The following is a 24336-nucleotide window of genomic DNA, read 5'->3' as shown; positions in this document are numbered from 1 at the left end:
GGTCGAGTCCGTCAGCCGACGACGAGCACCAGGTCGCCGCCCTCCGCCGCCTTCGGGCCGGCCAGCGCGACCCGCTGGACGGTGCCGTCGACCGGGGCCGTGATCGCGGCCTCCATCTTCATCGCCTCGATGGTCGCGACCGTGTCGCCGGCGCTGACCTGGTCACCCTCGGCGACCACGACCGACACGACCCCCTGGAAGGGCGCGGCGACGTGGCCGGGCTGCGCGGGGTCGGCCTTCTCGGCGGCGGCGACCTCGGCGGACACCGAGCGATCCCGCACGCTGACCGGGCGGATCTGGCCGTTGAGGGTGCAGAGCACCGTCCGGTAGCCGCGCTCGTCCGGTTCGCCGACCGCCTGCAGGCCGAGCAGCAGCTGCTTGCCCTCGGCGAGCTGGACGACGTGCTCCTCGCCGGCCTGGAGGCCGTAGAGGAACTCCCGGGTCGGTACGACGGACAGGTCGCCCCACTGCGACCGCGCCTCGTCGTACTCCCGGGTGGGGCCGGGGAACAGCAGCCGGTTGAGGGTCGCCCGGCGCACCGGCGCGTCGCCCGCCAGATCCGCCTCGTCCTCGGCGGCCAGCACCTCGTCGGGCGGCGTCCAGGAGCGCCCGGCGATCGCCTTGCTGCGGAACGGCTCCGGCCAACCACCGGGCGGGTCGCCCAGCTCGCCGTGCAGGAAGCCGATCACCGACGCCGGGATGTCGTACGACGCCGGGTCGGCCGCGAACGCCTCCGGATCGGCTCCCGCCGCGACGAGCGCGAGCGCGAGGTCGCCGATCACCTTCGAGGAGGGAGTGACCTTCGGGACCCGACCGAGGATGTCGTTCGCCGCGGCGTACATGTCCTCGACCTGCTCGAACTTCTCCCCGAGCCCCAGCGCGATCGCCTGCTGGCGCAGGTTGGAGAGCTGGCCGCCCGGGATCTCGTGGCGGTAGACCCGGCCGGTCGGCGCCGGGAGCCCGGACTCGAAGGGGGCGTAGAGCCGTCGGGCCGCCTCCCAATAGGGCTCGAGCGCGTTGACCGCGGCGAGGTCGAGGCCGGTCGACCGGCCCTCCTGGGCCGGGTGGTCGGTCGCCGCGACCAGCGACGACAGCGGCGGCTGGGACGTCGTCCCGGCCATCGATGCGGTCGCCGCGTCCACCGCGTCGACGCCGGCCGCGATGGCGGCGGTCAGCGTGGCGAGCTGCCCGCCGGCGGTGTCGTGGGTGTGCAGGTGGACGGGCAGGTCGAACCGCTCGCGCAGCGCCGTGACCAGCGTGGTCGCGGCCGGGGCGCGCAGCAACCCGGCCATGTCCTTGATCGCGAGCACGTGGGCGCCGGCCTCGACGATCCGCTCGGCCAGGCGCAGGTAGTAGTCGAGCGTGTAGAGCTGCTCGCCCGGGTCGGACAGGTCGCCGGTGTAGCACAGCGCGACCTCGGCGACACTCGTGCCGGTGGCCCGGACCGCCTCGATCGCGGGGCGCATCTGCTCGACGTCGTTGAGGGCGTCGAAGATCCGGAACACGTCGATCCCGGTCGCGGCGGCCTCCTCGACGAACGCGTTGGTCACGCTGGTCGGGTACGGCGTGTAGCCGACCGTGTTGCGCCCGCGCAGCAGCATCTGCAGACAGATGTTCGGCACGGCCGCACGCAGCTTGGCCAGCCGGTCCCACGGGTCCTCGGAGAGGAAGCGCAGCGCGACGTCGTACGTCGCCCCGCCCCAGCACTCCAATGACCACAACTGGGGCGTGGTCCGGGCGACGTGCCCGGCGACGCCGAGCAGGTCGTGGGTGCGGACCCGGGTGGCCAGCAGCGACTGGTGGGCGTCGCGGAAGGTGGTGTCGGTGACCGCGACCGCGGTCTGCGCCCGCAGCTCCGCGGCGAACGCCTCCGGTCCCACGGCACGCAGCCGCTGGCGGGTGCCGTCCGGCGGCGTCAGCGACAGGTCGATGGCCGGCAGCTTGGCGCGCGGGGCCACCGAGACCGGTACGGCGCCGTGCGGCTGGTTGACGGTGACGTCGGCCAGGTAGGTCAGCAGCCGGGTGCCGCGGTCGCCGGAGGCCCGGGCGGTGAGCAGCTGCGGGTGGGTCTCGATGAAGCTGGTGGTCACCCGGCCCGATGCGAAGTCCGGGTCGTCGAGGAGCGCCTGCAGGAACGGGATGTTCGTCGCGACGCCCCGGATCCGGAACTCCGCCACGGCACGCCGCGCCCGGCCGACCGCATCGGCGAAGGTGCGTCCGCGGCAGGTGAGCTTGGCCAGCATCGAGTCGAAGTGGGGGCTGACCTCGGCTCCGGTGAACGTCGTACCACCATCGATCCGGACCCCCGCACCTCCCGGCGAGCGGTACGCCGTGATGGTGCCGGTGTCGGGACGGAACCCGTTGGCGGGGTCCTCGGTCGTGATCCGGCACTGCAGCGCGGCCCCGCGCAGCCGCACACTGTCCTGGGACAGGCCCAGGTCGGCGAGCGTCTCGCCCGCCGCGATCCGCAGCTGGGACTGGACCAGGTCGACGTCGGTGACCTCCTCGGTGACCGTGTGCTCGACCTGGATCCGCGGGTTCATCTCGATGAACACGTAGTTGCCGTCAGGGTCGAGCAGGAACTCGACCGTACCGGCGCACGCGTAGCCGATCTCGCGCGCGAAGCGCACGGCGTCGGCGCACATCCGGTCCCGCAGCTCGGGCGCGAGGTTCGGCGCCGGCGCGATCTCGACCACCTTCTGGTGGCGGCGCTGCACCGAGCAGTCCCGCTCGAAGAGGTGGATCACGTTGCCCTGACCGTCGGCGAGGATCTGCACCTCGATGTGCCGCGGGTCGACGACCGCCTGCTCGATGAAGACGGTCGGGTCGCCGAAGGCGCCCTCGGCCTCGCGCATGCAGGTCTCGATCGCCTCCCGCAGCTGCGAGCGGTCGTCGACGCGGCGCATGCCGCGCCCGCCGCCGCCCGCGACGGCCTTGACGAACAGCGGCGCCGGGATCGCCTCCGCCGCGACCAGCAGGGCCTCGACGTCGGTCGACGGATCGACGCTCTGCAGCGTCGGCACACCCGCCGCCTTGGCGGCCGCGATGGCGCGGGCCTTGTTGCCGGTGAGCTCGAGCACGGCCGCGGACGGTCCGACGAACGTGATGCCGGCGGCGGCGCACGCCTCCGCGAGCGCCGGGTTCTCCGACAGGAACCCGTATCCCGGATAGATCGCGTCGGCGCCGCACTGCACGGCGGCCGCGACGATCGCGTCCGGGTCGAGGTAGCTGCGGACCGGGTGTCCCCGCTCACCGATCTCGTAGGCCTCGTCGGCCTTGAGACGGTGCTCGGAACCCCGGTCCTCGTACGGGAAGACGGCCACGGTGGTGGCGCCCAGCTCGTACGCCGCGCGGAACGCTCGGATGGCGATCTCTCCGCGATTGGCGACCAGAACCTTCGAGAACAAGTGGATGACTCCTCGCTGTACGTGTGGGTGGGGTTCCATCCCACCAGTCGTGCGCCCGGTCATCGAGGCGTGCCCACCTGTTGGAGACCCCTCGTCGGACTCCTGTCAGCCGTCGAGGAAGCGGCGCGCGTTGTCCCGCAGGACGAGCCGGCGGTCGTCGGCGTCGAGGAAGGTCGACCGGTGCACGACGCTGCCGACCGGCCGCTCGCCGAGCGGGTAGGGGTAGTCGCTGCCCACCATGACCTGGCGGGGGCCGAGCACGTCGACCAGGGTCCGCAGGGCGGCGGGCTCGAAGACCACGGAGTCGACGGAGAAACGCCCGACGTACGCCGACGGCGGCTGCGCCGACGTGCCGATGACGTCGTTGCGGTGGTGCCACGCGTTCTCGAACCGGCCGAGCCAGAAGGCGAAGGAACCGCCGCCGTGGGCGAAGCAGATCCGCAGGCTGTCCGGCACCCGGTCGAACACGCCGCCGAGGATCATCGCGATGACCGAGAGGTGGGTCTCGGCGGGCATGCCGGCGAGCCACCGCGCCATCCATCGGTCGAGCCGCGGGGACGACGCCATGTCCCACGGGTGCACGAACACCGGTACGCCGAGGGCGGCGGCGTGCTGCAGGAAGGTGACGATGCCGGCATCGTCGAGATCCCGGTCGCCGACGTGGTTGCCGATCTCGACACCGCGGTGCCCGGCGGCCACCGCACGCTCGAGCTCGCGGCAGGCGGCATCGGTGTCCTGGAGCGGGACCTGGCAGAACGGCACCAGCCGCCCGCCGCCGGGCGCACAGATCTCCAGGGCGAGGTCGTTGAAGATGCGAGCGACCTTCTCGGCCTCGCCGCTCGGCTGCTCGTACCCGAAGAAGACCGGGGTCGGGGAGACGACCTGCACGTCGACGCCGTCGGCGTCCATGTCGGCCAGACGGACGTCGGCGTCCCAGCAGTCCGACTGGATCCGACGGAACTCCCGCGAGCCGACCATGATCATCGCCTCGGCCTCCGACTCCACCCGGAGCCAGGGCTGGTGCTCGCCGAGGTCGGGCCAGCCCTGGGGCACATAGTGGGTGTGGACGTCGATGACGCCCGAGACGTCGTCGGCGTCGCTCGGACCGCCCACCGCGGCCGTCAGCCCTTCCCGGGGTGGAGGGCGCCGCAGTGGCCGCAGGTGCGCGCCTCCTCGGAGGCGTAGAACTGCTCGAAGACCGGCGGCAGGTCGGCGACGATGTCGCGGACCTGGAGCTCGACCTCGTGCACGAGGCGGTCGCACTCCATGCAGAACCAGTTGAACTTCTCCAGCGTGCCCTCCTCGCGGATCCGCTCGATGACGATGCCGATCGAGTTCGGGTCGGGACGCTGCGGCGAGTGGTAGACGTTGCGCGGCAGCATCCACATCTCACCCTCGCGGATGTCGATCCGGCGCGGCCCCTCGTCAGTCATCAGGTCGACATGCATGTCGCCGCGGTACTGGTAGAACCACTCCTCGTACGGGTCGAGGTGGAAGTCGGTGCGCTGGTTGGGGCCGCCGACGACCTGCACGATGAAGTCGCCCATCGGCTCCCACATCTGCTGGTTGTTGACCGGCGGCTTGAGCTGGTCCTCGTGCTCGGCGATCCAGCGCTCGAAGTCGAGGACGGGCGGGATGGCGGTCATGGCTTCTCCTGTGCGTGGGTGGGGGCGGGCAGGCAGGCGATCGCCTGCATCTCGATGAGCAGGTGCGGGTGCGGGAGCTGGTGGACGGCCACTGTGGTGCGGGTCGGTCCGGTCTCGTCGAAGTGCTCGCCGTAGACCTCGTTGTAGCCGCCGAAGTCGTTCATGTTCACCAGGTACGTCGTGACCTGGACCAGGTCCTCGAGCCGCGCGCCGACCGCGGCGAGCAGGTCGCCCATGTTCGCGATGACGGCGCGGGTCTGCTCACGGATGTCGAGGTCGGTCACGCCGAGCTCGTCGACGCGGACGCCGGCGAAGGTGTTGTCGGGGCGACGGCTGCTGGTGCCGGACACGAAGACCAGGTCGCCGACGACCTTCACGTGCGGGAACCGGCCGCGGGGGGTGGCCTTGCCCGCGACCACGTGGGCCTCGGGGGACCCGTGGGGACCGGTCATGAGGCTTCTCCTCGGGTGCGTAGGGTGACGGATCCGAGTCCGGCGATCGCCGCGGTGACGGCCACTCCGGCCGGCAGGGGTACGGCGGCCGTGGCCGCCCCCGCGAGCAGCACGCCGCCCCGGCGCAGGGCCTGGCCGTGACGACGCGCCATCCGGTGCACGGCGGGCAGCGCCGCCCAGGGATCGCCCAGGATGTCGGCGGTGGAGCCCTGCGCGACGTCGGCGCCGTCGATGGTGAGGATCACGTCGAGCGCGGCGAGGTCCAGCCGCTCGCGCACCTCGGCGACCGGGACCCACGCGCCGAGGGCGTAGGCACAGGCCGAGGTGTTGTCGGCGACCACGTCGGCGAGGCTGAACCGGAAGTCGCGGTAGCGGCTGTCGATCACCTCGAGCGCCGGGGCCACGTGGGTCACCGCTGCGGCCAGCTCATCGGCGGTGGCCACGGCCGGGTCGACGTCGCCGCCGAGCAGGAAGGCGATCTCCGGCTCGACCCGCGGGTGGATGGCGCGGCCGAGGTCGAGCTCGGCTCCCTGCGGAACCGCCATCGCGTCGGTGAGCACACCGATGATCACGTCGGAGACGCCCATCTGCTCGGCCTTCGCCCTGCTCGTGAAGCCGAGCTTGGCACCGCTGACCAGCTCGCCGCGGGCGGTCCGCAGCACGACGCCGGCCCGCTGGACGGCGTACGCGTCGTCGAGGCCGAGGGCCGGCTGACCGGCCTCGGCCGCGAGCTGGGGAATCGCCGTGCCGCCGCGCACGGCCGCGTCGAGCCGTGCGGCGAGGTCCTCGATCCGGGCGCTCACAGCTGCACGCACACGTTCGTGGGCTCGGCGTAGAAGTGCAGCGAGTGGGTGCCGCCCTCGCGGCCGATGCCCGAGAGCCCGACGCCACCGAAGGGTGAGCGCAGGTCGCGCAGGTACCACGTGTTGACCCAGGCCATGCCGACCCGCATCTGCTGTGCCACCCGGTGGCCGCGCTCCAGGTCGGTCGTCCAGACGGCGGCGGCCAGGCCGTAGTCGGTGTCGTTGGCGAGCCGGATCGCCTCCTCCTCGGTGTCGAACGGGATGAGCGCGGCGACCGGCCCGAACACCTCCTCGCGCACCACCCGGCTGCTGTTGTCGAGCCCGACCCAGAGGGTGGGCTCGATCCAGGCGCCGTCGCGGAGGTCCTCACCGAGCTCGGGGACGCCGCCGCCGACGACCACCTTCGCGCCCTCCTCGATCGCGAGGTCGAGGTACGACTGCACCTTCGCGCGGTGCTGGCGGGAGATGAGCGGTCCGGTGGTGGTGCCCTCGGCGTCCGGACGACCGAGCCGGAGCGCCCGGGCCCGCTCGGCGAGGCCGTCGACGACCCGGTCGAAGATCGAGCGTTCGACGTAGACGCGTTCGGTGCACAGGCAGACCTGACCGGTGTTGAGGAAGATCGAGCGGGTCAGTCCGTCGAGGGTGCGCTCGAGGTCGCAGTCGGCGAACACGACGGCCGCGTTCTTGCCGCCGAGCTCGAAGGAGACCGGTCGCACCCGCGGGGCGACCGCCCGCATGATGGCCGAGCCGGTGCGGGACTCGCCGGTGAAGGTGACGCCGTCGACGCCCTCGTGTGTCGTCAGCAGCTCGCCCGCCGAGTCGGGACCGAACCCGTGCACGACGTTGTAGACGCCGTCCGGCACGCCGGCCTCGGCCATCACCTCGGCGAGCAGGGTGGCCGTGGACGGTGTCTCCTCCGACGGCTTGACCACCACTGCGTTGCCGCAGGCGAGGGCGGGCGCGACCTTCCAGGTGAGCAGCAGCAGCGGCAGGTTCCAGGGGACGATGATCGCGACCACGCCGAGCGGCTTCGGGACCGCGTAGTTGAGCGCCTGGCGGCCGTCGGCGAGGTCGGTGAGATAGGCGTCCAGTCCCTGCGCCGCGATCGTGTCGGCGAAGGAGCGGAAGTTGAGCGCCGCCCGGGCGACGTCCAGCTGGCGGACCAGGTGCTCCGGCTTGCCGGTGTCGCGGACCTCGGCGGCGACGAAGTCCTCGAAGCGCGCCTCGATCCGCTCGGCGACCCGGCGCAGCACCGTGGCCCGCTCGCCGACGGGCAGGCTCCCCCAGGGGCCGGCCAGGGCCTCGCGGGCCGCGGCCACGGCGGCGTCCACGACCTCCGGCCCGGCCTCGTGGACCTGGGCGACCAGGGCGCCGTCGACCGGGCTGTGCTTGGGGAAGGTACGCCGCCCGTCGACCGGCCGCCCGGCCACCACGTTGCGCAGCTCGACTGATGTCATGACACCGAGCGTAGGAACCGGGGGCATGCCTGACCAATGCTCTTTGCAGGGTTTGCCATGTCCTGTGGGCATGGCAACCGGCGCGGGCCTGTCGTAGCGTTCGGCCATGCACAGCCCGCGACTGCTCGACGGCCGGCTCAAGCTCCGGCACCTGCTGATCGTCGACGCGCTCACCGAGCAGGGCAGTGTGGTCGGCGCGGCCGCCGCGCTGCACGTCACGCAGCCGGTCGTGACCCGGGGGCTGCACGACCTGGAGACGATCCTGGGGGTGCGGCTCTACGACCGGGGTCCGCGCGGCATCAGCCCGACCGAGTTCGGCACCGCCTTCACCGGCCACGCCCGCGCGGTCCTCGCGCAGCTGACCCAGGCGACCCGCCACGTCGAGGAGATCGCGGACGCGCGACGCGGCCACGTCGTCGTCGGCACCCACCTGGCCGGCTCCAACCTGCTGCTCCCCCGGGCGATCGCCCACCTGAAGACGTCGCGCCCGCTGCTGACCGTGATCGTGCGCGAGGGCACGCCGGACTCCCTCCTCGTCGAGCTCACCGCCGGCCGCGTCGACCTCATCGTCGGGCGGCTGACCGGCCCGGTCGCGGAGGGCACCCGCCGCCGCACCCTGTACGACGAGTCGATCCGCCTCGTCGTCGGCGCCCACCATCCGCTCGCCGGGCACGCCGAGCTCGCGCTGGCCGACCTCGCGGCGTACCCGTGGATCCTGCCCGGGGCCGAGACGGTGCTGCGCGAGGAGCTGGAGACCTTCTTCGCCGCGCGCGGGTTCGAGGTGCCGCGCAACCGGGTCGAGGCGACGTCCTTCCTGACGGTCCGCGAGCTGCTCAACGAGACCGAGATGATCGCCGCACTCCCCGGCCTGATCGGCGCCGACGACCCGCGGCTGACGACGCTGCCCGTCTCGCTGGAGCCGATCGGCCACAGCGTCGGGATGACCCTCGCGGCGGACCGGCGCCTGGGCCCGGCCACCGAGGCCCTGATCGCCTCGCTCGACACGGCGGCGGCCCGGCTGCGTGAGGACCAGCGGCACCGCTAGCTGCTGGACCGGGTGTGCGCGGTTCACCTACCGAATTCGTCGTCCCAGCTCCGCTCTCACGACAAATCCGGTAGGTGAACGGCACCGCTGAGCCCGCCCAGCCAGACCATGACCTCGTCGACACCGGCCACCGTGACCACACCCTCCGGAGCGGCCGACCGGCGGACGACGACGACCGGGATGCCGAGCTGCGCCGCGACCGCCATCTTGGGCCAGGTGTGCTCGCCGCCGGAGTCCTTGGTGACCAGGACGTCGCGGTCGGCCATCAGCTCCCGCTCACGGTCGAACGTGTAGGGCCCCCGCGATGTCAGCAGCTCCCAGGCCGCGGGGATCGTCAGGCCCGGCGGATCGACGACCCGGGCCAGCACCTGTCGCTCGGCCAGGGCCGGGACGAACCGGCCGAGCTCCTGGCGCCCGACGGTCAGGAAGGGCCGGCTGCCGAGCTCGCCGGCCACCGTGGCGGCCTCCTCGTGGCTGCGCACCCAGATCCACGACGGCGTGGCCCGCTCGGCCCAGCCGGGCCGTTCGAGCCGCAGCAGCGGTACGCCGGCCGCGGCACAGGCCGCTGCCGCGTTGCGGGAGATGCCCGCGGCGAACGGGTGCGTCGCGTCGACCACGGCATCGAAGCCCGCGAGTGCGGCCTGCAGTCCGGGCACTCCCCCGAAGCCGCCGATCCGCACCTCACCGACGGGAAGCCGTGGCCGCGCCACCCGGCCGGCGAGCGACGACACGACCGGGACGCCGTCCGCGACCAGGCGCGCGGCGAGATCGCGGGCCTCGCCGGTGCCGCCGAGCAGCAGCACCCTCATCGGGTCAGCTCCAGGATCGCGTCGAGGTCCAGGTGCTCCTCGACCAGGTCGCCGAGCAGGTCGAGCCGGGCCGACCGCGCCGCCGGGAACGACGCGCCGCTCGTGACGCCGAGATACGTCATCAGGTACGCCGCCCGGGTGGCGTCGTCCTCGAGGCTGCCGTGCACCATCGTGCCGGTCACCGTCGCGTTCGTGGTCGTGCCGGTGACCCGACCGTGGTGGATCTCGTAGCCGGCCGGCTCGTGCACGACCAGCCGCTTCTCGGGACCGAACCGGGTGGTCAGGTCCAGCAGGCCGAGCCCGTCCACGGCCGCGCCGGGCGTGCCCTCCACGCCCTCGGGGTCCTCGATCACACGGCCGAGCATCTGGCAGCCGCCACAGATCCCCAGCACCGGCCGTCCCGCCGCGGCATGCCGTCGGATCGCCACGTCCAGCCCGCGCGAGCGCAGCCACGCCAGGTCGGCGAGGGTCGCCCGGGTGCCGGGCAGCACCACGAGATCGGCGTCGGCCAGGCGCGCCGGGTCGGAGACGAACTCCACGTCGAGCCCCGGCTCGAGGCCGAGCGCGTCGACGTCGGTGAAGTTGCTGATCCGCGGCAGCCGGACGACGGCCACCCTGCGCACGTCCGCGCCCACCTCGGCCCGGCGGCCGGCGAGGTCGAGCGCATCCTCGGAGTCGAGCCACAGGTCGGGGTGCCAGGGCAGCACGCCGTACGTCGGGCGGCCGGTGCGCCGCTCCAGGTCGGCCAGTCCGGGCCTCAGCAGGTCGACCTCGCCGCGGAACCGGTTGACGACGTACCCCTTCACGAGCGCCTGGTCGGCAGCGTCGAGCAGCAGGAGGGTCCCGTAGGCGGAGGCGAACCAGCCGCCGCGGTCGATGTCCCCGACCACGATCGTCGGGACGTCGCCGTGCCGGGCCAGTCCCATGTTCACGTAGTCGCTGGCGCGCAGGTTGATCTCGGCCGGGCTCCCCGCACCCTCGGCGACGACGAGGTCGAAGCGCGCGCGCAGGTCGTCGAACGCGGCGAACGCCGTCTCGGCCAGGTGCGCGCGGCCGTCCTGCCAGTTGCGCGCGGACACCTCGCCCGCCGGCTGACCCATCAGCACGACGTGGCTGCGCCGGTCGCTGCCGGGCTTGAGCAGCACCGGGTTCATCGCGACCTCGGGCGTGACGCCGGCCGCGATCGCCTGCACCCACTGGGCGCGGCCGATCTCGCCGGGCTCGCCGTCGGGGCCCGTGACGACCATCGAGTTGTTCGACATGTTCTGTGCCTTGTACGGCGCCACCCGGATCCCGCGCCGCGCGAACGCCCGGCACAGCCCGGTGGTCACCACGCTCTTGCCGGCATCCGAGGTCATCCCCGCCACCAGCAGCGCCGCGCCCCTCATCGCGGGCTCCCGGCGGGGTGCAGGAATCGCCGGTCGACCGGTGATTCCTGCACTCGTCGGCCGTTGCAACGCCCGACAAGTGCAGGAAATGCCCGTCCAGTGGGATGCCTGGTGCCCCTGTGACTCATGCCCGCTTCCCCCGGAACACGTGCCGGGCCAGCGCGTCCGGCACCGGCCCACCCGCGCGCACCCAATCGACGACCGCCTCGGTGGCAGCACCCGAGAGGACGCCACCGAGCCAGAAGTCCCGGGGGCGCCGGCCGCCGGGGAACCAGGTGAAGTCCCGCACCAGGACGACGTTCGACCGGTCGCACTCGTCGAGGCAGTCGACGACGCGCACCCGCACCCGCGGCCCGCGCCGTCCGGCCGGGTCGTCGAGCGCCTCGATCTCGTCGCGCTGGGCGGCGTGGTCCGCGTCAGGGTGCTTCGCACTCGTCCCGCAGCAGCAGTCGCGACAGAGCAGGACGTCGCGCTCGGGCAGGCCCACCTCAGGCCTCCGGCCCGCGGAGCAGGAAGAGGTCCATCACCCAGCCCGCCTCGACCTTCGCCGCGGTCCGCGCGGCCTGGATCTCCCCCACGACCGAGCCGACCCGGCCCGCGACGAGCCGCTCGCCGGCGCCGCCGAGATTGGCCCCCCACCAGATGTCCCAGTCCGCGAAGCCGTCGAGGTCGACCCCGGCCGTGAGCATCACGACGAGATTGCGCTGCCCGGCCGCGACGTCGGCACGCAGCCGGCGGGCGGTCGTGACGTGGACCGCCTGGCCGACCTCGTGCAGCACGATCCGGTGCCGCGCCGCGAGCACCTGCGGCGCGCTGACACCGGGGAACACGTCGAACGGCACGCCGAGCTCGCGCGCGAGGCGGATCGTGCCGTCGTACAGGGAGGGATCGCCCCAGACCAGGAACCCGCAGACCCCGCCCCGCTCCGACAGCACCGCACGGTAGGCGGCCAGCCGGGAGGCGTACCAGTCGGCGACGGCGCCCTCGTAGCCCGCCCGGTCCAGGCCGGGTGAGCGGTCGCGCTCCGGGTCGCGGACGACGACCAGCTCGATCCCGTGCGCGTCACACACCGCCTGCCGTACGGCGAGCAGCGGGTCGTCCTCGCTCTTGGCCACCGCCAGTGCGTAGTCGCACTCCCCCAGCGCCGTGGCCACCTCCGGCGTGACGTGCTGCGGCCCCATCCCGACGCCGAGGATGCGCACTCCCGTGGCGGTCATCGAACTGGTCCGACCAGTCCGGGATTGGGCACAAACCACAGGCTCGTACGGCGTGTCGTTGCGGATTGGTCCCAAACCGCGGTCCTCCGAGCGGCACTCATCGGTCCTCCAGATCTCCCTCGACCTCGAGGTACGCCGCCTGCAGCGCGGCGAGCACCTCGGGATCGGGCGACTCCCACAGCCCGCGGTCCTTGGCCTCGTGCAGCCGCTCGACGATGCTGCGCAGCGCCCAGGGGTTGGACTTCCGCAAGAACTCCTGGTTGGTCTGGTCCAAGACATAGGACTGAGCCAGCGACTCGTACATCCAGTCGTGCACCACACCCGCGGTCGCGTCGAAGCCGAACAGGTAGTCGACGGTCGCGGCCAGCTCGAAGGCGCCCTTGTAGCCGTGCCGCTGCATGGCGCCGATCCAGCGCGGGTTGACGACGCGCGCGCGGAAGACCCGGTTGGTCTCCTCCTGCAGGGTGCGGGTGCGGACGGCGTCGGGCGAGGTCGAGTCGCCGACGTACGCCTTGGGGTCGGCGCCGGTCAGCGCGCGGATCGTGGCGACCATGCCGCCGTGGTACTGGAAGTAGTCGTCGCTGTCGGCGATGTCGTGCTCGCGGGTGTCGATGTTCTTGGCCGCGACCTTGATCCGCCGGTAGTTGGCACGCATGTCGTCCGAGGCCGGTACGCCGTCGAGGTCGCGTCCGTAGGCGAAGCCGCCCCACGCGGTGTAGACCTCGGCGAGGTCGGCGTCGTCGCGCCAGGAGCCGGACTCGACGGCCTGCAGGATGCCGGCGCCGTAGGAGCCGGGCTTGGAGCCGAAGATCCGGGTCCGGGCGCGCCGCTCGTCGCCGTGCTCGGCCAGGTCGGCGGCGGCGTGGGCGCGCACGAAGTTCTGGTCGGCGGGCTCGTCGAGCTCGGCGACCATCCGGACCGCGTCGTCGAGCATCGCCACGACGTGCGGGAAGGCGTCGCGGAAGAAGCCGGAGATCCGCACGGTGACGTCGATCCGCGGACGGCCGAGCTCCTCGAGCGGGATCACGGTGAGCGTGTGGACCCGCTTGGACGCCTCGTCCCACTCGGGCCGTACGCCGAGCAGCGCGAGCACTTCGGCGATGTCGTCGCCGGACGTGCGCATCGCCGACGTACCCCAGACGGAGAGGCCGACCGACTCGGGATAGCCGCCCTCCTCATCGACATAGCGCGCGAGCAGCGACTCGGCCATCGCCTGGCCGGTCTGCCAGGCCAGCCGGGACGGGACCGCGCGCGGGTCGACGGTGTAGAAGTTGCGGCCGGTCGGCAGCACGTTGACCAGCCCGCGCAGCGGCGAGCCGGACGGCCCCGCGGGCACGTAGCCGCCGTTCAGCGCGTGCAGGGTGTGGTCGAGCTCGTCCGTCGTACGGGCCAGGCGCGGGACGACCTGCGTGGCCGCGAACGCCAGCACGGCGCGGACGTCGGCGTCCTCGTGCAGGTCGTCGACGCGGGCCGGGTCCCAGCCCGCCTTCTCCATCGCCTCGACCAGCTCGCGCGCCTCGGCCTCGACCCGGTCGACCTCGGTGGTCGGCGCCTCGGGCGCGAGGCCGAGCGCCGCCCGCAGCCCCGGTACGGCGTGCGACCGCCCGCCCCAGACCTGCGCGGCGCGCAGGATCGCGAGCACCAGGTTGACCCGGGCCTCCCCCTCGGGCGCCTGCCCGAGGACGTGCAGCCCGTCGCGGATCTGGACGTCCTTGATCTCGCACAGCCAGCCGTCGACGTGGAGCAGGAAGTCGTCGAAGTCGTCGTCCCCGGGCTGGGCGTCGAGGCCGAGGTCGCGGTGCAGCTCGGCGGCGTGCATCAGCTGCCAGATCTCGCCGCGGATCGCGGCCAGCTTGGCCGGGTCCATCGCGGAGATCTTGTCGTACTCCTCGAGCAGGCCCTCGAGCCGCGCGATGTCGCCATAGCTCTCCGCACGCGCCATCGGCGGCACCAGGTGGTCGACGATCGTCGCGTGGGCGCGGCGCTTCGCCTGCGCGCCCTCACCCGGGTCGTTGACGAGGAACGGGTAGATCAGCGGCATGCTGCCGATCGCCGCGTCGGTGCCGCAGGAGGCCGACAACGCGGCGTTCTTGCCCGGCAGCCACTCCATCGAGCCGTGCTTGCCGAGGTGCACGACGGCGTGCGCGCCGAAGCCGTGCTCCACCCAGCGGTACGCCGCCAGGTAGTGGTGCGAGGGCGCCAGGTCGGGGTCGTGGTAGATCGCGACCGGGTTCTCCCCGAACCCACGGGGCGGCTGGATCATCAGCACGACGTTGCCGGCGCGGAGCGTGGCGAGCACGATCTCGTTGCTGTCGTTGACGAAGAGCGTGCCGGGCGACTCGCCCCACGCCTCGACCATGTCGGCGCGCAGGTCGGCGGGCAGGTCGGCGGTCCACGCGTCGTAGTCGGCCTTGGTGATCCGCACGTGCGCGTCGGTGAGCTGGCCGGACGTCAGCCACTCCTCGTCCTGGCCGCCGGCCGCGATGAGCGCGTGGATCAGGGTGTCGCCGGCGACCGTGTCATCGTCCAGGTCGAGGACGCCGAAGCCGTCGCCGACGTCATAGCCCGCGTCGCGCAGCCGGCGCAGCATCCGCACCGCCGAGACGGGGGTGTCCAGGCCGACCGCGTTGCCGATCCGCGAGTGCTTGGTCGGGTAGGCACTGAGCATCAGCGCGATCCGCTTCTCGGCGTTGGGCACCCGGCGCAGCCGCGCGTAGTTGACCGCGAGACCAGCCACGCGCGCGGCGCGCTCCGGGTCCGCGACGTACGACGGCAGGCCGGCCGGGTCGCTCGGGTCGATCTCCTTGAACGAGAACGGCGCGGTGCTGATCCGCCCGTCGAACTCGGGGATCGCGACCTGGTTGGCGTAGTCGAGCGGCGAGACGCCGTCGTCGGAGGCCTCCCACTCGGCCCGGCTGCTGGTCAGGCACAGGCCCTGGAGGACAGGAATGTCGAGCGCGGCGATCCGCTCCACGTCCCAGGTCTCGTCGTCGCCGCCCGCGCTTGCGCCGGCCGGGACGCTGCCGCCCGCGGCGAGGACCGTGACGACCAGCGCGTCGAACTCGCCGAGCGCGGTGAACAGCTCGTCGGGCGCGGCGCGCAGCGAGCCGGCGAAGATCGGCACACCCGCCGCCGTCCCGGTCGCGTCGATCGCGTCGCACAGGGCGTGGACGAAGGCGGTGTTCCCGCTGGCCTGGTGGGCGCGGTAGAAGAGCACCCCGACCCGGGCCTTGGTGTCGCCCGTGGGCGCGCCGGGCCGCTCGACCAGGCCCCAGGCGGGAATCACCTCCGGCGCCTCGAAGCCCTCACCGGTGAGCAGCACCGTGTCGGAGAGGAAGGCGTGGAGCTGGGCCAGGTTCCGCGGGCCACCCTCGGCCAGGTAGCGGTGCGCCTCGGCGGCGACGCCGACCGGGACCGTCGAGGTCTCCATCAGCTCCGCGCTCGGCGTCTGCTCGCCGCCGAGCACCACGAGCGGGCGCCCGGTGGCCCGCAGCGCGGCCAGCTCGGCGTCGTACTGCTGGGGGGAGCCGAGCAGCCGGATCACGGCCAGGTCGCTCTCACCGGCCAGCGCGACGAGCCCGTCGAGCGCCGAGCGGCTCGGGTTGGCCCAGCGGTAGTCGGCGCCGCTCGCTCGCGCGGAGAGCAGGTCGGTGTCGGACGTGGACAGCAGTGCGATGCGCGCCATGACGCTCAAGGCCTCCTCGGGGTTCTCGCCCCTCATCGGTAGGTGTGTCCGCGGCCAGTGTCTGGCTGCCCGGCAGCGCCCTCGCGGAGGCTGACAGGGTCACAGTGGCGGAACCGCCCCGGTCTCACACCGGGTTCCTGGGCCGCGGACCTGTGGGGGCTCAGCCTACGGTGGTCCCGTGACTTCCCCGCAGGCGCCCGGCATCCCCGTGGCCGTGCACGGCCACCCCAACCTGGACACCCTCCTGCTGTGGCACCCCGCGGTCCGCACCGACGCCGACGCCGTCGGCGCCCTGGCGAGCCGGATCGCGACCCGCGGCGGGGTGCGCGTCGTCGTGCCGACCTGGGAGGACGGGCGCGACCTGCTGCGCTCGGTGCGCTACGCCCGGGGGTCGGCGGTGCACCCGCCGGACCAGCTCACCGTCGTCGGGTACGGCGAGGCCGGCGTCGCCGCGCTGAGCCTGGCCCAGCACCAGCGCCGCCTCGGGATCGGTCTGCGCCGCGTGACGTGCGTCGACGGCGCCGCGGACCTGAACGACCCGATCAGCGGCGAGCCGCTCGGCGTACCGGCGGCGCGGCCCGACCAGGTGACGACCGAGGTCGACGTCGTCGCGTCGGGCGACGGCGCATGGCCGGACACGACCGTGACGGCGTGGCGGGCCGCCGGATGGGCCGCCACGCTCGTGCCGGCCGATCAGTTCACCTGGCGGGTGAGCCCCTCCCAGTAGGGCGCGCGCAGCTTGAACTTCTGCAGCTTGCCGGTCGCCGTCCGGGCCAGCTCGTCGCGGAACTCCACCGACGTCGGGGCCTTGTAGCCGGCGAGCCGGTCCTTGCACCAGCGGATCAGCTCGGCCTCCATCTCAGGTCCGGCGGTCGCGTCGGCGGTCAGTACGACGAGCGCCTTGATCGTCTCCCCCCACTTCTCGCTCGGCACGCCGATCACGGCGACCTCGGCGACCGCGGGGTGCGAGAAGAGCGTGTCCTCGACCTCGATCGAGGTGACGTTCTCGCCGCCGGTGATGATGACGTCCTTCTTGCGGTCGGCGATGGTGAGATAGCCGTCGTCGCCCAGGTAGCCGCCGTCACCGGTGTGGAACCAGCCGTCCTTCAGCGCCGCGGCGGACTCCTCGGGCTGCTCCCAGTAGCCCTCGAGGATGACGTTCGACCGGGCGAGCACCTCGCCGGAGCCCTCGTCGGACTCATCGATCGCCAGCCGGACGCCGATCGCCGGCGCGCCGGCCCGGGTGAGCCGGGTGGCGCGCTCCTCGGCGGACAGGTCGTCCCACTCGGCGCGGGTGCGGTTGATGGTCAGCAGCGGCGAGGTCTCGGTGAGGCCGTAGATCTGGATGAACTCCCAGCCGAGCTCCTCCTGGACCCGGATGACGGTCTTCGTCGGCGGGGGCGCGCCGGCCATGATGATCCGCACCTTGTCCCGCCCGGGGATCTCGCCCTCCCAGGTCGCCGCCGCCTCGAGCACGGCCGCCGCGACCGCGGGCGCCGCGCACATCACGGTCACGCCGTGGTCGCGGACCCGGCGCAGGATCTCGGCGCCGTCGACCTTGCGCAGGATGATGTGGCGCGCACCGACACCGGTCATGGCGAACGGCATGCCCCAGCCGTTGGCGTGGAACTGCGGGAGGGTGTGCAGGTAGACGTCGCGGTCGCTGATCCCGGCGTGCAGGCCGAAGGTCAGCGCGTTGACCCAGATGTTGCGGTGGGTGATCTGGACGCCCTTGGGGCGCGCGGTCGTGCCCGAGGTGTAGTTGATCGTCGCGGTCGCGCTCTCGTCGTACGCCCAGGCCTTGGGCTCGGCGCCCGGAGCGGCGTAGAGGGCGTCGTCGTCACCGAGGACGTACTTCTGCTCGCAGGTGACCCCGGCCAGCGACTCCTCGAGCTCGGGGTCGAGGTAGAGCACGCGGGCGCCGGAGTGCTCGACGATGTACTGCACCTCGTCGGGGCTGAGCCGGAAGTTCACCGGCACCAGCACCCGACCCCAGCCGCTGACGCCGAAGAAGGACGTGAGCAGCCGACTGCTGTTGTGGCTGACGACGGCGACCCGCTCGCCCACGCCGATCCCGAGCTCGTCGAGCTTGGCGGCCTGGCGGCGGGCGAGCTCGCCGATCTGTGCGTAGGTGAGCTCGCCCTGGCTCGGCGCGGGCTGCATCGGCTCGTCGACGACACCCACCCGCTCGCCGTACACCTGGACGGCCCGGTCGAGGAAGTCGTTGACGCTGAACGGGACGAACACGCGGGGCCTCCCAGGGCAGACGGATGTGACGCCTACCACCCTAGGCCCCGCTGCCCCTCCTGCGTGCCTTCGAAAGGAGGCATCCGCGGTCCGAGCGCAGCGCGGCCGGCAGCGTGGCGGACGGCGGCGCAGCCGCATCGACCGAAGCCCGCGGTCCGAGCGCAGCGCGGCCGGCAGCGTGGCGCCCGCGCGCAGCGCATCGAGGGCAAGGGCGGGCCCGAAGGGTCTGTCCGCAGCGCTCGATGGGCGACACGCTCGGCCCATCAAGAGATGAGAGGACTCTCATCGGCCTCTCACCGGCGGCCCACGATCAGGCAGGATGGTGGCGTCATGAGCCGGGTGGGGAAGGTACTGCTGCCGGTCGCCGTGCTGTTGCTGCTGGCCGGGTTCGTCGTCGCGGCCGTGGTCCGCGCGGGAGCCGACGAGCCGGCCCCGCGGCCGCCGGTCGACCTCGGCTCGCTGCCGCCTGGTGACCCGGCCGCGCCGCCCGCCTCGCCGCCCGCTCCGCCGGCGAGCGAGCCCACGCCGTCGCGGGCCACGGTGATCACTCCGCAGCCCGAGATCGACGACGACGATGACGACGATGACGACGACCGGCGGGGCCGCGGCGACGACCGGCGCGGCAACGGCGACCGCGACGACCGGGGCGACCGCGACGACGAGCCCGACGATGCCGACGACGACCCCGACGAGCCCGACGAGCCCGATGACGACTGAGCGCCGACCGGACCGGGCGGGCCTGTCGGTCCGGACCCGGATCACCGCGGCCGTGGCGCTCCTGGTGACGGTCGCTCTCGCCGGCGCCGGGCTGATCGTCTACTGGGTCGAGAACCGTGCGGTCACCGACGCCGTCCAGCGAGAGGTCGAGCAGGAGCTCGACGAGTTCGTCGCGTTGCAGCGCACCGGCGACTTCGCCACAGTCCAGGACCTGCTGGAGGGCTTCCTCAAGCGCAATGTGCCCGACGACGACGAGCTGCTCGTCGGCTGGATCGGCGACGGCCGGCTGGTCCAGTTCCCGAAGGACGCCCTGGTCGAGGACCCGGCCTTCCTGGAGGCGGTGGCCCCGCTGGTCGTCGACGGCGGCACGACCTATCTCGACACCGACCGCGGCGACGTGCGGATCACCGCCCAGCCGGTCACCCAGGGCAGCCAGCGCGGTGCGCTGCTCGTGGCCACCTTCCTCGCCGAGGACCGTGACGAGCTGCTCCAGACGATGCGGACCTACGCGCTCGTCGCCGCCCTGTCCGCCATCCTCGTGACCGGGACCGCGGCCTGGGTGTCGGGGCGGCTGCTCCGCCCGCTGCGCACGCTGCGGGTCGCCGCCGAGGCGACCAGCGCCACCGATCTGTCGCGGCGTCTGCCTGAACGCGGCAATGACGACATCACCGCGCTCACCCGCACCGTCAACGGCATGCTGGACCGGCTCGAGCACGCCTTCGCCGGGCAGCGCCAGTTCCTCGACGACGCCGGGCACGAGCTGCGCACCCCGCTCACGGTGCTGCGCGGGCACCTCGAGCTCCTCGACGTCGGTAGTCCCCAGGAGGTCGCCGAGACCCGGGCCCTGCTGCTCGACGAGGTGGACCGGATGGCGCGGCTGGTCGGCGACCTGATCGTGCTCGCCAAGAGCGACCGGCCGGACTTCCTCTCCCCCGGGCCCACCGATCCGTCTGCGCTGCTCGCCACGGTGCTCAGCAAGGCCAGCGCCCTCGGCCGCCGCGACTGGGTGCTCGAGGCATCCCCCGGCCTGCCGACCGAGGTCGTGCTCGACGGCCAGCGGATCACCCAGGCGCTGCTGGCTCTCGCCGACAACGCCGTCAAGCACACCGCAGCGGGCGGCCGGATCGCGATCGGCGCGGCCGTCGTCGGCGCCACCCTCCGCTGCTGGGTCCACGACGACGGCGCCGGTGTGGCCCCGGAGGACCGGGAGCGGATCTTCGGCAGGTTCGGCCGCGCCGCCGTCCCGCCGGGCGACGAGGGCTTCGGCCTCGGCCTGTCCATCGTCAGTGCCATCGCCCAGGCCCACGGCGGCACGGCGTACGTCGACCCGCACCGGGCCGGTCCCGGAGCGCGGTTCGTGCTCGACGTACCCGCGGTGCTGCCGGTCGTCCCGCCCGCGCCCGCGGATGCCTCCACCGACACCGCCACGGGCGCCGCGGCGCCGAAGGGAGCCCCATGGCCCACATCCTGATCGTCGAGGACGAGGAGCGGATCGCCTCCTTCGTCGCGAAGGGCCTGCGCGCCGAGGGGCACCGCACGACGGTCGCCGCCGACGGCACCACCGGCCTCGACCACGCGCTGGCCGGCGACGTCGACCTGGTCGTGCTCGACATCGGCCTGCCCGGGATCGACGGCTTCGACCTGCTCGACCAGCTGCGCTCGCAGGGCTCGCGGATCCCCGTCATCGTGCTCACTGCGCGGGACTCGGTGACCGACACGGTGACCGCACTGGAGGGCGGCGCCGACGACTACATGCCCAAGCCGTTCCGGTTCGCCGAGCTCAGTGCCCGGGTGCGGCTGCGTCTGCGTCAGTCCACCGCGGCCGCGGCGGCCGGGGCGAACGGGACCGGCGACCAGCTCGTCGCCGGGGGGATCGAGCTGGACCTACGCACCCGCCGCGCGAGCGTGGCCGGGGACGAGGTGGAGTTGTCGGCACGGGAGTTCGCGCTCGCCGAGATCTTCCTACGCAACGCCGGCCAGGTGCTGTCCCGCGAGCAGCTTCTCGACCACGTCTGGGGCCTGGACTTCGACCCGGGCTCCAATGTCGTCGACGTCTACGTCGGCTACCTGCGCCGCAAGCTCGGCGCCCGCTCGATCACCACCGTGCGCGGCATGGGCTACCGCTTCGACCGTTGAGTTTCCCCATCCTGACCGTTGAGTTTCCCCATCCTGACCGTTGAGTTGCCCCATCCCGACCGTTGAGTTTCCCCATCCTCACCATTGAGCTCGCGACTCGACCATCAGGATGCGGCAACTCAACGGTCAGGATGGGGCAACTCAACCCTTCCAGTGCAGCCGGGGGGCGGGCAGCGCGGCGATCTCGGGCTCGAGCGCCTCGGCGACCTCCCGCGGCAGCGGTCGGTCGGCCGGGTCCGGCTCGAGCAGGGCGTGGACGACCTTCGCCACCGCGCCCGGTACGTCGTCGGGCAGCTCCGCCGGCGCCTCGAGCAGCTGCGGGAAGCGGTCCCGGGCCTCGGGCGCGTCGGGATCGCCGACCCGGAACGGGCGATAGCCCGCGATCGCGTGGAACAAGGTCGCCCCGAGGCCCCACAGATCACTCGCGTGGCCGGGCGCGCCGTACGCGGCGCCAGGGGCGGCCTGCTCCGGCGCCATGTAGGCGTCGGTGCCGATGTGGCCGGTGATCTCCGCCGCGTGCGTGGCCTGCCGGGCGACCGAGAAGTCGATCAGCCGCGCCGGCGAGCCCATGATCACGTTGCTGGGCTTGAGATCGAGATGGCACACGTCGGCGTGGCGGAAGAAGTGCAGCGCCGAGGCGAGGTCGACCGCCAGCGGCAGGTACTGCTGCGGCGAGAGCCGTCGGTGCCGGCGGATCAGCGCGGACAGACTGGGACCCTCCACGTGCTCGAGCACCAGGTGCGGGCGGGCCCCCTCCACGTCGTACCGCAGGCCGCGGACCGTGACCGGATGGTGGGCCACGTCCAGGGCGGTGGCCTCCCGGACCAGGTTGTCCAGGGTGTGCCCGTCCTCGACCTCCGCCGGGCGCACCACCTTGACCACCACCGGGCCGTAGGTGATCTCGTCGAAGGCGAGATAGGCCTCGTAGGCCGAGCCACCCCCGAGCAGCCGCAGCGCGGTCAGCTCGGGGGTGATCGCGTCACCCTCGGCGAGGTCCCAGGACGACAGCGAGGCGCTCATCGCAGGTCAGCCCCGGGTGTTGTTACGGCTGCGGTCATTGGTGTGGTTGCGCGACCAGTCGCGGGTCTTGGGCCCCGGGCCGTCGTTGGTCCAGTCCACCTTGGCCCGGCCGGTGCGGCTGTTGTCACGACCACTGCGGTTGCCGGTCCGGCTGCGGTCGCTGCGCGTGTTGGCCGTGTTCGCCGTGTTCGCGGTCCGGGTGTCCTCGTTCGTCGCGTTGGTGTCGTCATCCGCGGCCCGGGCCCGCAGGTCATCGCCGTCCGGGTCGTCGTCATCGGCGACGAGCACGATGTCCGGCGTGTCCTGCTCGCGCTTGACCGCGACCTTCGTCTCACCGCCCGCCTGGGCGGGCCACGCCAGCACGCTGACCGCGACGCCCGTCGCCGTCACGCCGGCCAGGCCGCTGACCGCGAGCATCAGGGGCTTCTTCATGGGTTCCTCCTCGATCGGTGGGTGTCGACTCCTCGTCGACACCGCAACCCTCCCTAGCGGGGGTGAGGCAGGCATGAGTCCCCGATGAGAGGGTTCTCATCGGGGTGCCTTCTACAGTTCCGCCATGGACGCGAAGCGGTCGGAGGAGCACCGGCGTCGGCGGATCCCACGCCGGTGGGTCCTCCGCACCGCCATCGTCGTGACGGTCGCGGGCTTCCTCCTCACCGTCATCCACCCGACGATCGACGAGGGACGGCAGGCACGAGGTAGCGCCGAGGAGCCGTCCTCCTGCGAAGCGCCGTTCCACACCGTGCTCGATGGAGCCGACAACCTTCCGGGCGGGGAGCTCCCGCTCAACAGCGAGTCGATCGCCGCGAAGTGCCGGGAGGCCGGCCGGACCCGCTACCGGCAGGGCATCGTCCTGATGGGCGTCGGGGGTCTGGCCGGGCTCGGCGTCGCGATCACCGTCCTGCGCTCACGGGTCCGGGAGCGCAGGCACCGGCTCAGCGCTTGATCTTCGGCGACATCGCCGCGTTGCCGTACAGGGACGTCCCGGTCGCCAGCGCGTCGTCGTCGTAGCTCGCGTCGGTGAAGAGGGCGACGGTCGTCAGCATCGCGCCGAACTTGAACCACCGCGGGTTGCCCAGGCACGAGCGGGGGACGGTGATCCGCACCGACATCCGGTCGCCGGCGACGGTGCGCTTGATCCCGCGGCAGCGGGACGCGTCCTCGTCCATCGAGAGCTCCATCAACTCGGTGCTGGAGAACCCTGGCATCTTCGGGGCCATCACCATGAACCGCTTGCCCGGGACGCGCAGCATGGCGCTGACCATGAACGGCCCGGTGAGCGGCGCGCGCATCCGCATGGTGATGCTCACCTTCCGGGCCTTGTGCGTGCCCGTCACCTGGACAATGTCCCCGTTCGCCTGCTCAAGCACGGGGGTGACGGTGATCGAGGTGTCGGTCGTCGCCTGCGTCGTGACGTCGCCGACCGCGTCGTCGTACGTCCAGCGGTCAGCCCGGGCCGGTCCCGCCACCGCGACGGCGGCCCCGGTCAGCACGAGCGACAGGAGCAGGGCGAAGGCGGCGCGGGGCAGAGAGCGGCTCATGGCGGTCACCCTGACACAGTTCTGACGACCTGTTGGCAGAACTCGGGCGATCGTCGCCACGACTCAGACGAACGGCGACGCCAGCCTGGCCGACCGGTACCCGCTGCCGTCCCGGGTGAGGGTCCACCGCCGCCAGTGCTTGGCCGACAGTCGGACCGGCGCGTGCTCCTGCACGCGGGCGGCGGCAGACTTGAGTCGCTCGTCGTCGGGCAGTGAGAGCCACAGCGACAGGGACGAGGCCGCCGTGCCGAGCGTCGCCCGCACGCCGGAGGCGCCGAGGACGCGTCCGTAGCCGTCGGTCGCGAAGCGACCGGTGGCCTCCGCCGAGACCCCGGCGTACGACGCGCCCCCCTCGGCCGCGACGAGCCGGACCGGCGCGTTCAGGACGAGGCAGGCGAGCGATCGTTCGTAGCGGGTGACGTCCGCGGGGCCGGCGTCGTCGAGCGCGTCGAGGACGGCGTCCAGTCGGTCCGGACGCACGCCCCACTCCCGATGGGTGCGCTCGCTGCGCCGCGGACCACCGAGCAGGTCGGCGGCGAGCCCCCGCCAGCGCTCGGTGGCCTCCTCGGTGCCGCCGGCCCAGACCTGGAGGCTCAGCGTCGGCTCCGCGGCCGGCTCGGTGCACGCCGCCAGGAACGAGCGCACCTTCGCGTACGCCGCCGAGGGGCGCCGGGTGCGCAGTCCGTGGGCGCCGCCCGAGGCGGCGGGCAGGCCGTCGTACGTCACGACGCTGGGGATCCGACTCACCGCGGCAGGCTAGCCGGGC

The 24336-nt window shown here is 72.9% G+C and carries 22 protein-coding genes and 1 riboswitch; of the genes, 6 read left to right on the top strand and 16 right to left on the bottom strand.

The genetic code is table 11. The features are described 5' to 3' along the window. Positions 1 to 11: 11 nt before the first annotated feature. The 6 genes from QJ852_11510 to QJ852_11485 form a co-directional block, all read right to left on the bottom strand. Positions 12 to 3407 (bottom strand): pyruvate carboxylase, encoded by a 3396-nt coding sequence (locus QJ852_11510; GenBank protein WGX99046.1) that lies wholly within the window; start codon positions 3405 to 3407, stop codon positions 12 to 14. 105 nt (positions 3408 to 3512) lie between these two features. Then, positions 3513 to 4520 (bottom strand): amidohydrolase family protein, encoded by a 1008-nt coding sequence (locus tag QJ852_11505; protein ID WGX99045.1) that lies wholly within the window; start codon positions 4518 to 4520, stop codon positions 3513 to 3515. Between the two features lie 8 nt (positions 4521 to 4528). Continuing rightward, on the bottom strand, positions 4529 to 5053 hold the full coding sequence (locus QJ852_11500; GenBank protein ID WGX99044.1) for a 3-hydroxyanthranilate 3,4-dioxygenase: 525 nt from the start codon (positions 5051 to 5053) through the stop codon (positions 4529 to 4531). Continuing rightward, complete coding sequence (locus QJ852_11495) at positions 5050 to 5505, bottom strand: RidA family protein (GenBank protein WGX99043.1); 456 nt, start codon at positions 5503 to 5505, stop codon at positions 5050 to 5052. Before QJ852_11495 ends, QJ852_11500 begins: the two co-directional genes overlap by 4 nt. After that, positions 5502 to 6308: a fumarylacetoacetate hydrolase family protein gene (locus QJ852_11490; protein WGX99042.1), complete on the bottom strand. Its 807-nt coding sequence runs from the start codon at positions 6306 to 6308 to the stop codon at positions 5502 to 5504. Before QJ852_11490 ends, QJ852_11495 begins: the two co-directional genes overlap by 4 nt. Beyond that, positions 6305 to 7765, bottom strand: coding sequence for a 2-hydroxymuconic semialdehyde dehydrogenase (locus tag QJ852_11485; GenBank protein ID WGX99041.1), 1461 nt, complete (start codon positions 7763 to 7765; stop codon positions 6305 to 6307). The genes QJ852_11490 and QJ852_11485 overlap by 4 nt, the downstream gene beginning before the upstream one ends. A gap of 106 nt (positions 7766 to 7871) precedes the next feature. Between QJ852_11485 and QJ852_11480 the strand changes: the two genes are divergently transcribed. Beyond that, positions 7872 to 8810 carry a LysR substrate-binding domain-containing protein gene (locus QJ852_11480; GenBank protein WGX99040.1) on the top strand — a complete coding sequence of 313 codons (939 nt, stop codon included), beginning with the start codon at positions 7872 to 7874 and terminating at the stop codon, positions 8808 to 8810. Between the two features lie 56 nt (positions 8811 to 8866). Here the strand turns inward: QJ852_11480 and QJ852_11475 are convergent, their stop codons facing one another. The 5 genes from QJ852_11475 to cobN form a co-directional block, all read right to left on the bottom strand. Continuing rightward, on the bottom strand, positions 8867 to 9619 hold the full coding sequence (locus QJ852_11475) for a cobalt-precorrin-6A reductase (GenBank protein WGX99039.1): 753 nt from the start codon (positions 9617 to 9619) through the stop codon (positions 8867 to 8869). Further along, positions 9616 to 11007, bottom strand: a complete 1392-nt coding sequence (locus QJ852_11470; protein ID WGX99038.1) for a cobyric acid synthase — start codon at positions 11005 to 11007, stop codon at positions 9616 to 9618. The genes QJ852_11475 and QJ852_11470 overlap by 4 nt, the downstream gene beginning before the upstream one ends. 124 nt (positions 11008 to 11131) lie before the next feature. Continuing rightward, positions 11132 to 11494: a (2Fe-2S) ferredoxin domain-containing protein gene (locus tag QJ852_11465; GenBank protein ID WGX99037.1), complete on the bottom strand. Its 363-nt coding sequence runs from the start codon at positions 11492 to 11494 to the stop codon at positions 11132 to 11134. 1 nt (position 11495) lies between these two features. Beyond that, the gene (locus QJ852_11460) at positions 11496 to 12224 is read right to left on the bottom strand and encodes a precorrin 6A synthase (GenBank protein WGX99036.1); all 729 of its coding nucleotides are present in this window, start codon (positions 12222 to 12224) and stop codon (positions 11496 to 11498) included. A gap of 97 nt (positions 12225 to 12321) precedes the next feature. After that, positions 12322 to 15945 (bottom strand): cobaltochelatase subunit CobN, encoded by a 3624-nt coding sequence (cobN, locus tag QJ852_11455; GenBank protein ID WGX99035.1) that lies wholly within the window; start codon positions 15943 to 15945, stop codon positions 12322 to 12324. A 19-nt stretch (positions 15946 to 15964) separates the two neighbouring features. After that, a riboswitch (cobalamin riboswitch) is annotated at positions 15965 to 16049 on the bottom strand. 38 nt (positions 16050 to 16087) lie between these two features. Here cobN and QJ852_11450 point away from each other — a divergent pair. Next, entirely contained in the window at positions 16088 to 16636 is a 549-nt protein-coding gene (locus QJ852_11450; GenBank protein WGX99034.1) for a hypothetical protein, read from the top strand. Here QJ852_11450 and QJ852_11445 read toward each other — a convergent pair. Next, on the bottom strand, positions 16603 to 18156 hold the full coding sequence (locus QJ852_11445; GenBank protein ID WGX99033.1) for an AMP-binding protein: 1554 nt from the start codon (positions 18154 to 18156) through the stop codon (positions 16603 to 16605). The genes QJ852_11450 and QJ852_11445 overlap by 34 nt on opposite strands. A gap of 330 nt (positions 18157 to 18486) precedes the next feature. Between QJ852_11445 and QJ852_11440 the strand changes: the two genes are divergently transcribed. Genes QJ852_11440 through QJ852_11430 form a run of 3 tightly spaced genes read left to right on the top strand, consistent with a single transcriptional unit; the run spans position 18487 to position 21009 of the window. Further along, complete coding sequence (locus tag QJ852_11440) at positions 18487 to 18873, top strand: hypothetical protein (protein ID WGX99032.1); 387 nt, start codon at positions 18487 to 18489, stop codon at positions 18871 to 18873. Further along, complete coding sequence (locus QJ852_11435; GenBank protein ID WGX99031.1) at positions 18863 to 20344, top strand: HAMP domain-containing sensor histidine kinase; 1482 nt, start codon at positions 18863 to 18865, stop codon at positions 20342 to 20344. The genes QJ852_11440 and QJ852_11435 overlap by 11 nt, the downstream gene beginning before the upstream one ends. Continuing rightward, positions 20329 to 21009, top strand: a complete 681-nt coding sequence (locus QJ852_11430; GenBank protein WGX99030.1) for a response regulator transcription factor — start codon at positions 20329 to 20331, stop codon at positions 21007 to 21009. The genes QJ852_11435 and QJ852_11430 overlap by 16 nt, the downstream gene beginning before the upstream one ends. Before the next feature lie 141 nt (positions 21010 to 21150). Here QJ852_11430 and QJ852_11425 read toward each other — a convergent pair whose 3' ends face one another. Both QJ852_11425 and QJ852_11420 read right to left on the bottom strand, forming a co-directional pair. Next, positions 21151 to 22029 (bottom strand): serine/threonine-protein kinase, encoded by an 879-nt coding sequence (locus QJ852_11425; GenBank protein ID WGX99029.1) that lies wholly within the window; start codon positions 22027 to 22029, stop codon positions 21151 to 21153. A 6-nt stretch (positions 22030 to 22035) separates the two neighbouring features. Beyond that, a complete protein-coding gene (locus QJ852_11420; protein ID WGX99028.1) occupies positions 22036 to 22461 on the bottom strand; it encodes a hypothetical protein in 426 nt (141 codons plus the stop codon). Positions 22462 to 22585: 124 nt separating this feature from the next. Here QJ852_11420 and QJ852_11415 point away from each other — a divergent pair, with 124 nt between their 5' ends. Then, a complete protein-coding gene (locus QJ852_11415; GenBank protein WGX99027.1) occupies positions 22586 to 22975 on the top strand; it encodes a hypothetical protein in 390 nt (129 codons plus the stop codon). Here the strand turns inward: QJ852_11415 and QJ852_11410 are convergent. Then, positions 22965 to 23570, bottom strand: coding sequence for a hypothetical protein (locus tag QJ852_11410; protein ID WGX99026.1), 606 nt, complete (start codon positions 23568 to 23570; stop codon positions 22965 to 22967). The two genes, QJ852_11415 and QJ852_11410, sit on opposite strands and share 11 nt — an antisense overlap. Before the next feature lie 63 nt (positions 23571 to 23633). Next, positions 23634 to 24317, bottom strand: coding sequence for a hypothetical protein (locus QJ852_11405; protein ID WGX99025.1), 684 nt, complete (start codon positions 24315 to 24317; stop codon positions 23634 to 23636). Positions 24318 to 24336 lie beyond the last annotated feature (19 nt).

The sequence above is a fragment of the Nocardioides sp. L-11A genome, assembly GCA_029961745.1.
In the GTDB taxonomy this organism is placed as follows: domain Bacteria; phylum Actinomycetota; class Actinomycetes; order Propionibacteriales; family Nocardioidaceae; genus Nocardioides.
The sequence above is the reverse complement of the archived record's forward strand: the minus strand, read 5'-3'. Positions and strand labels throughout refer to the sequence as shown.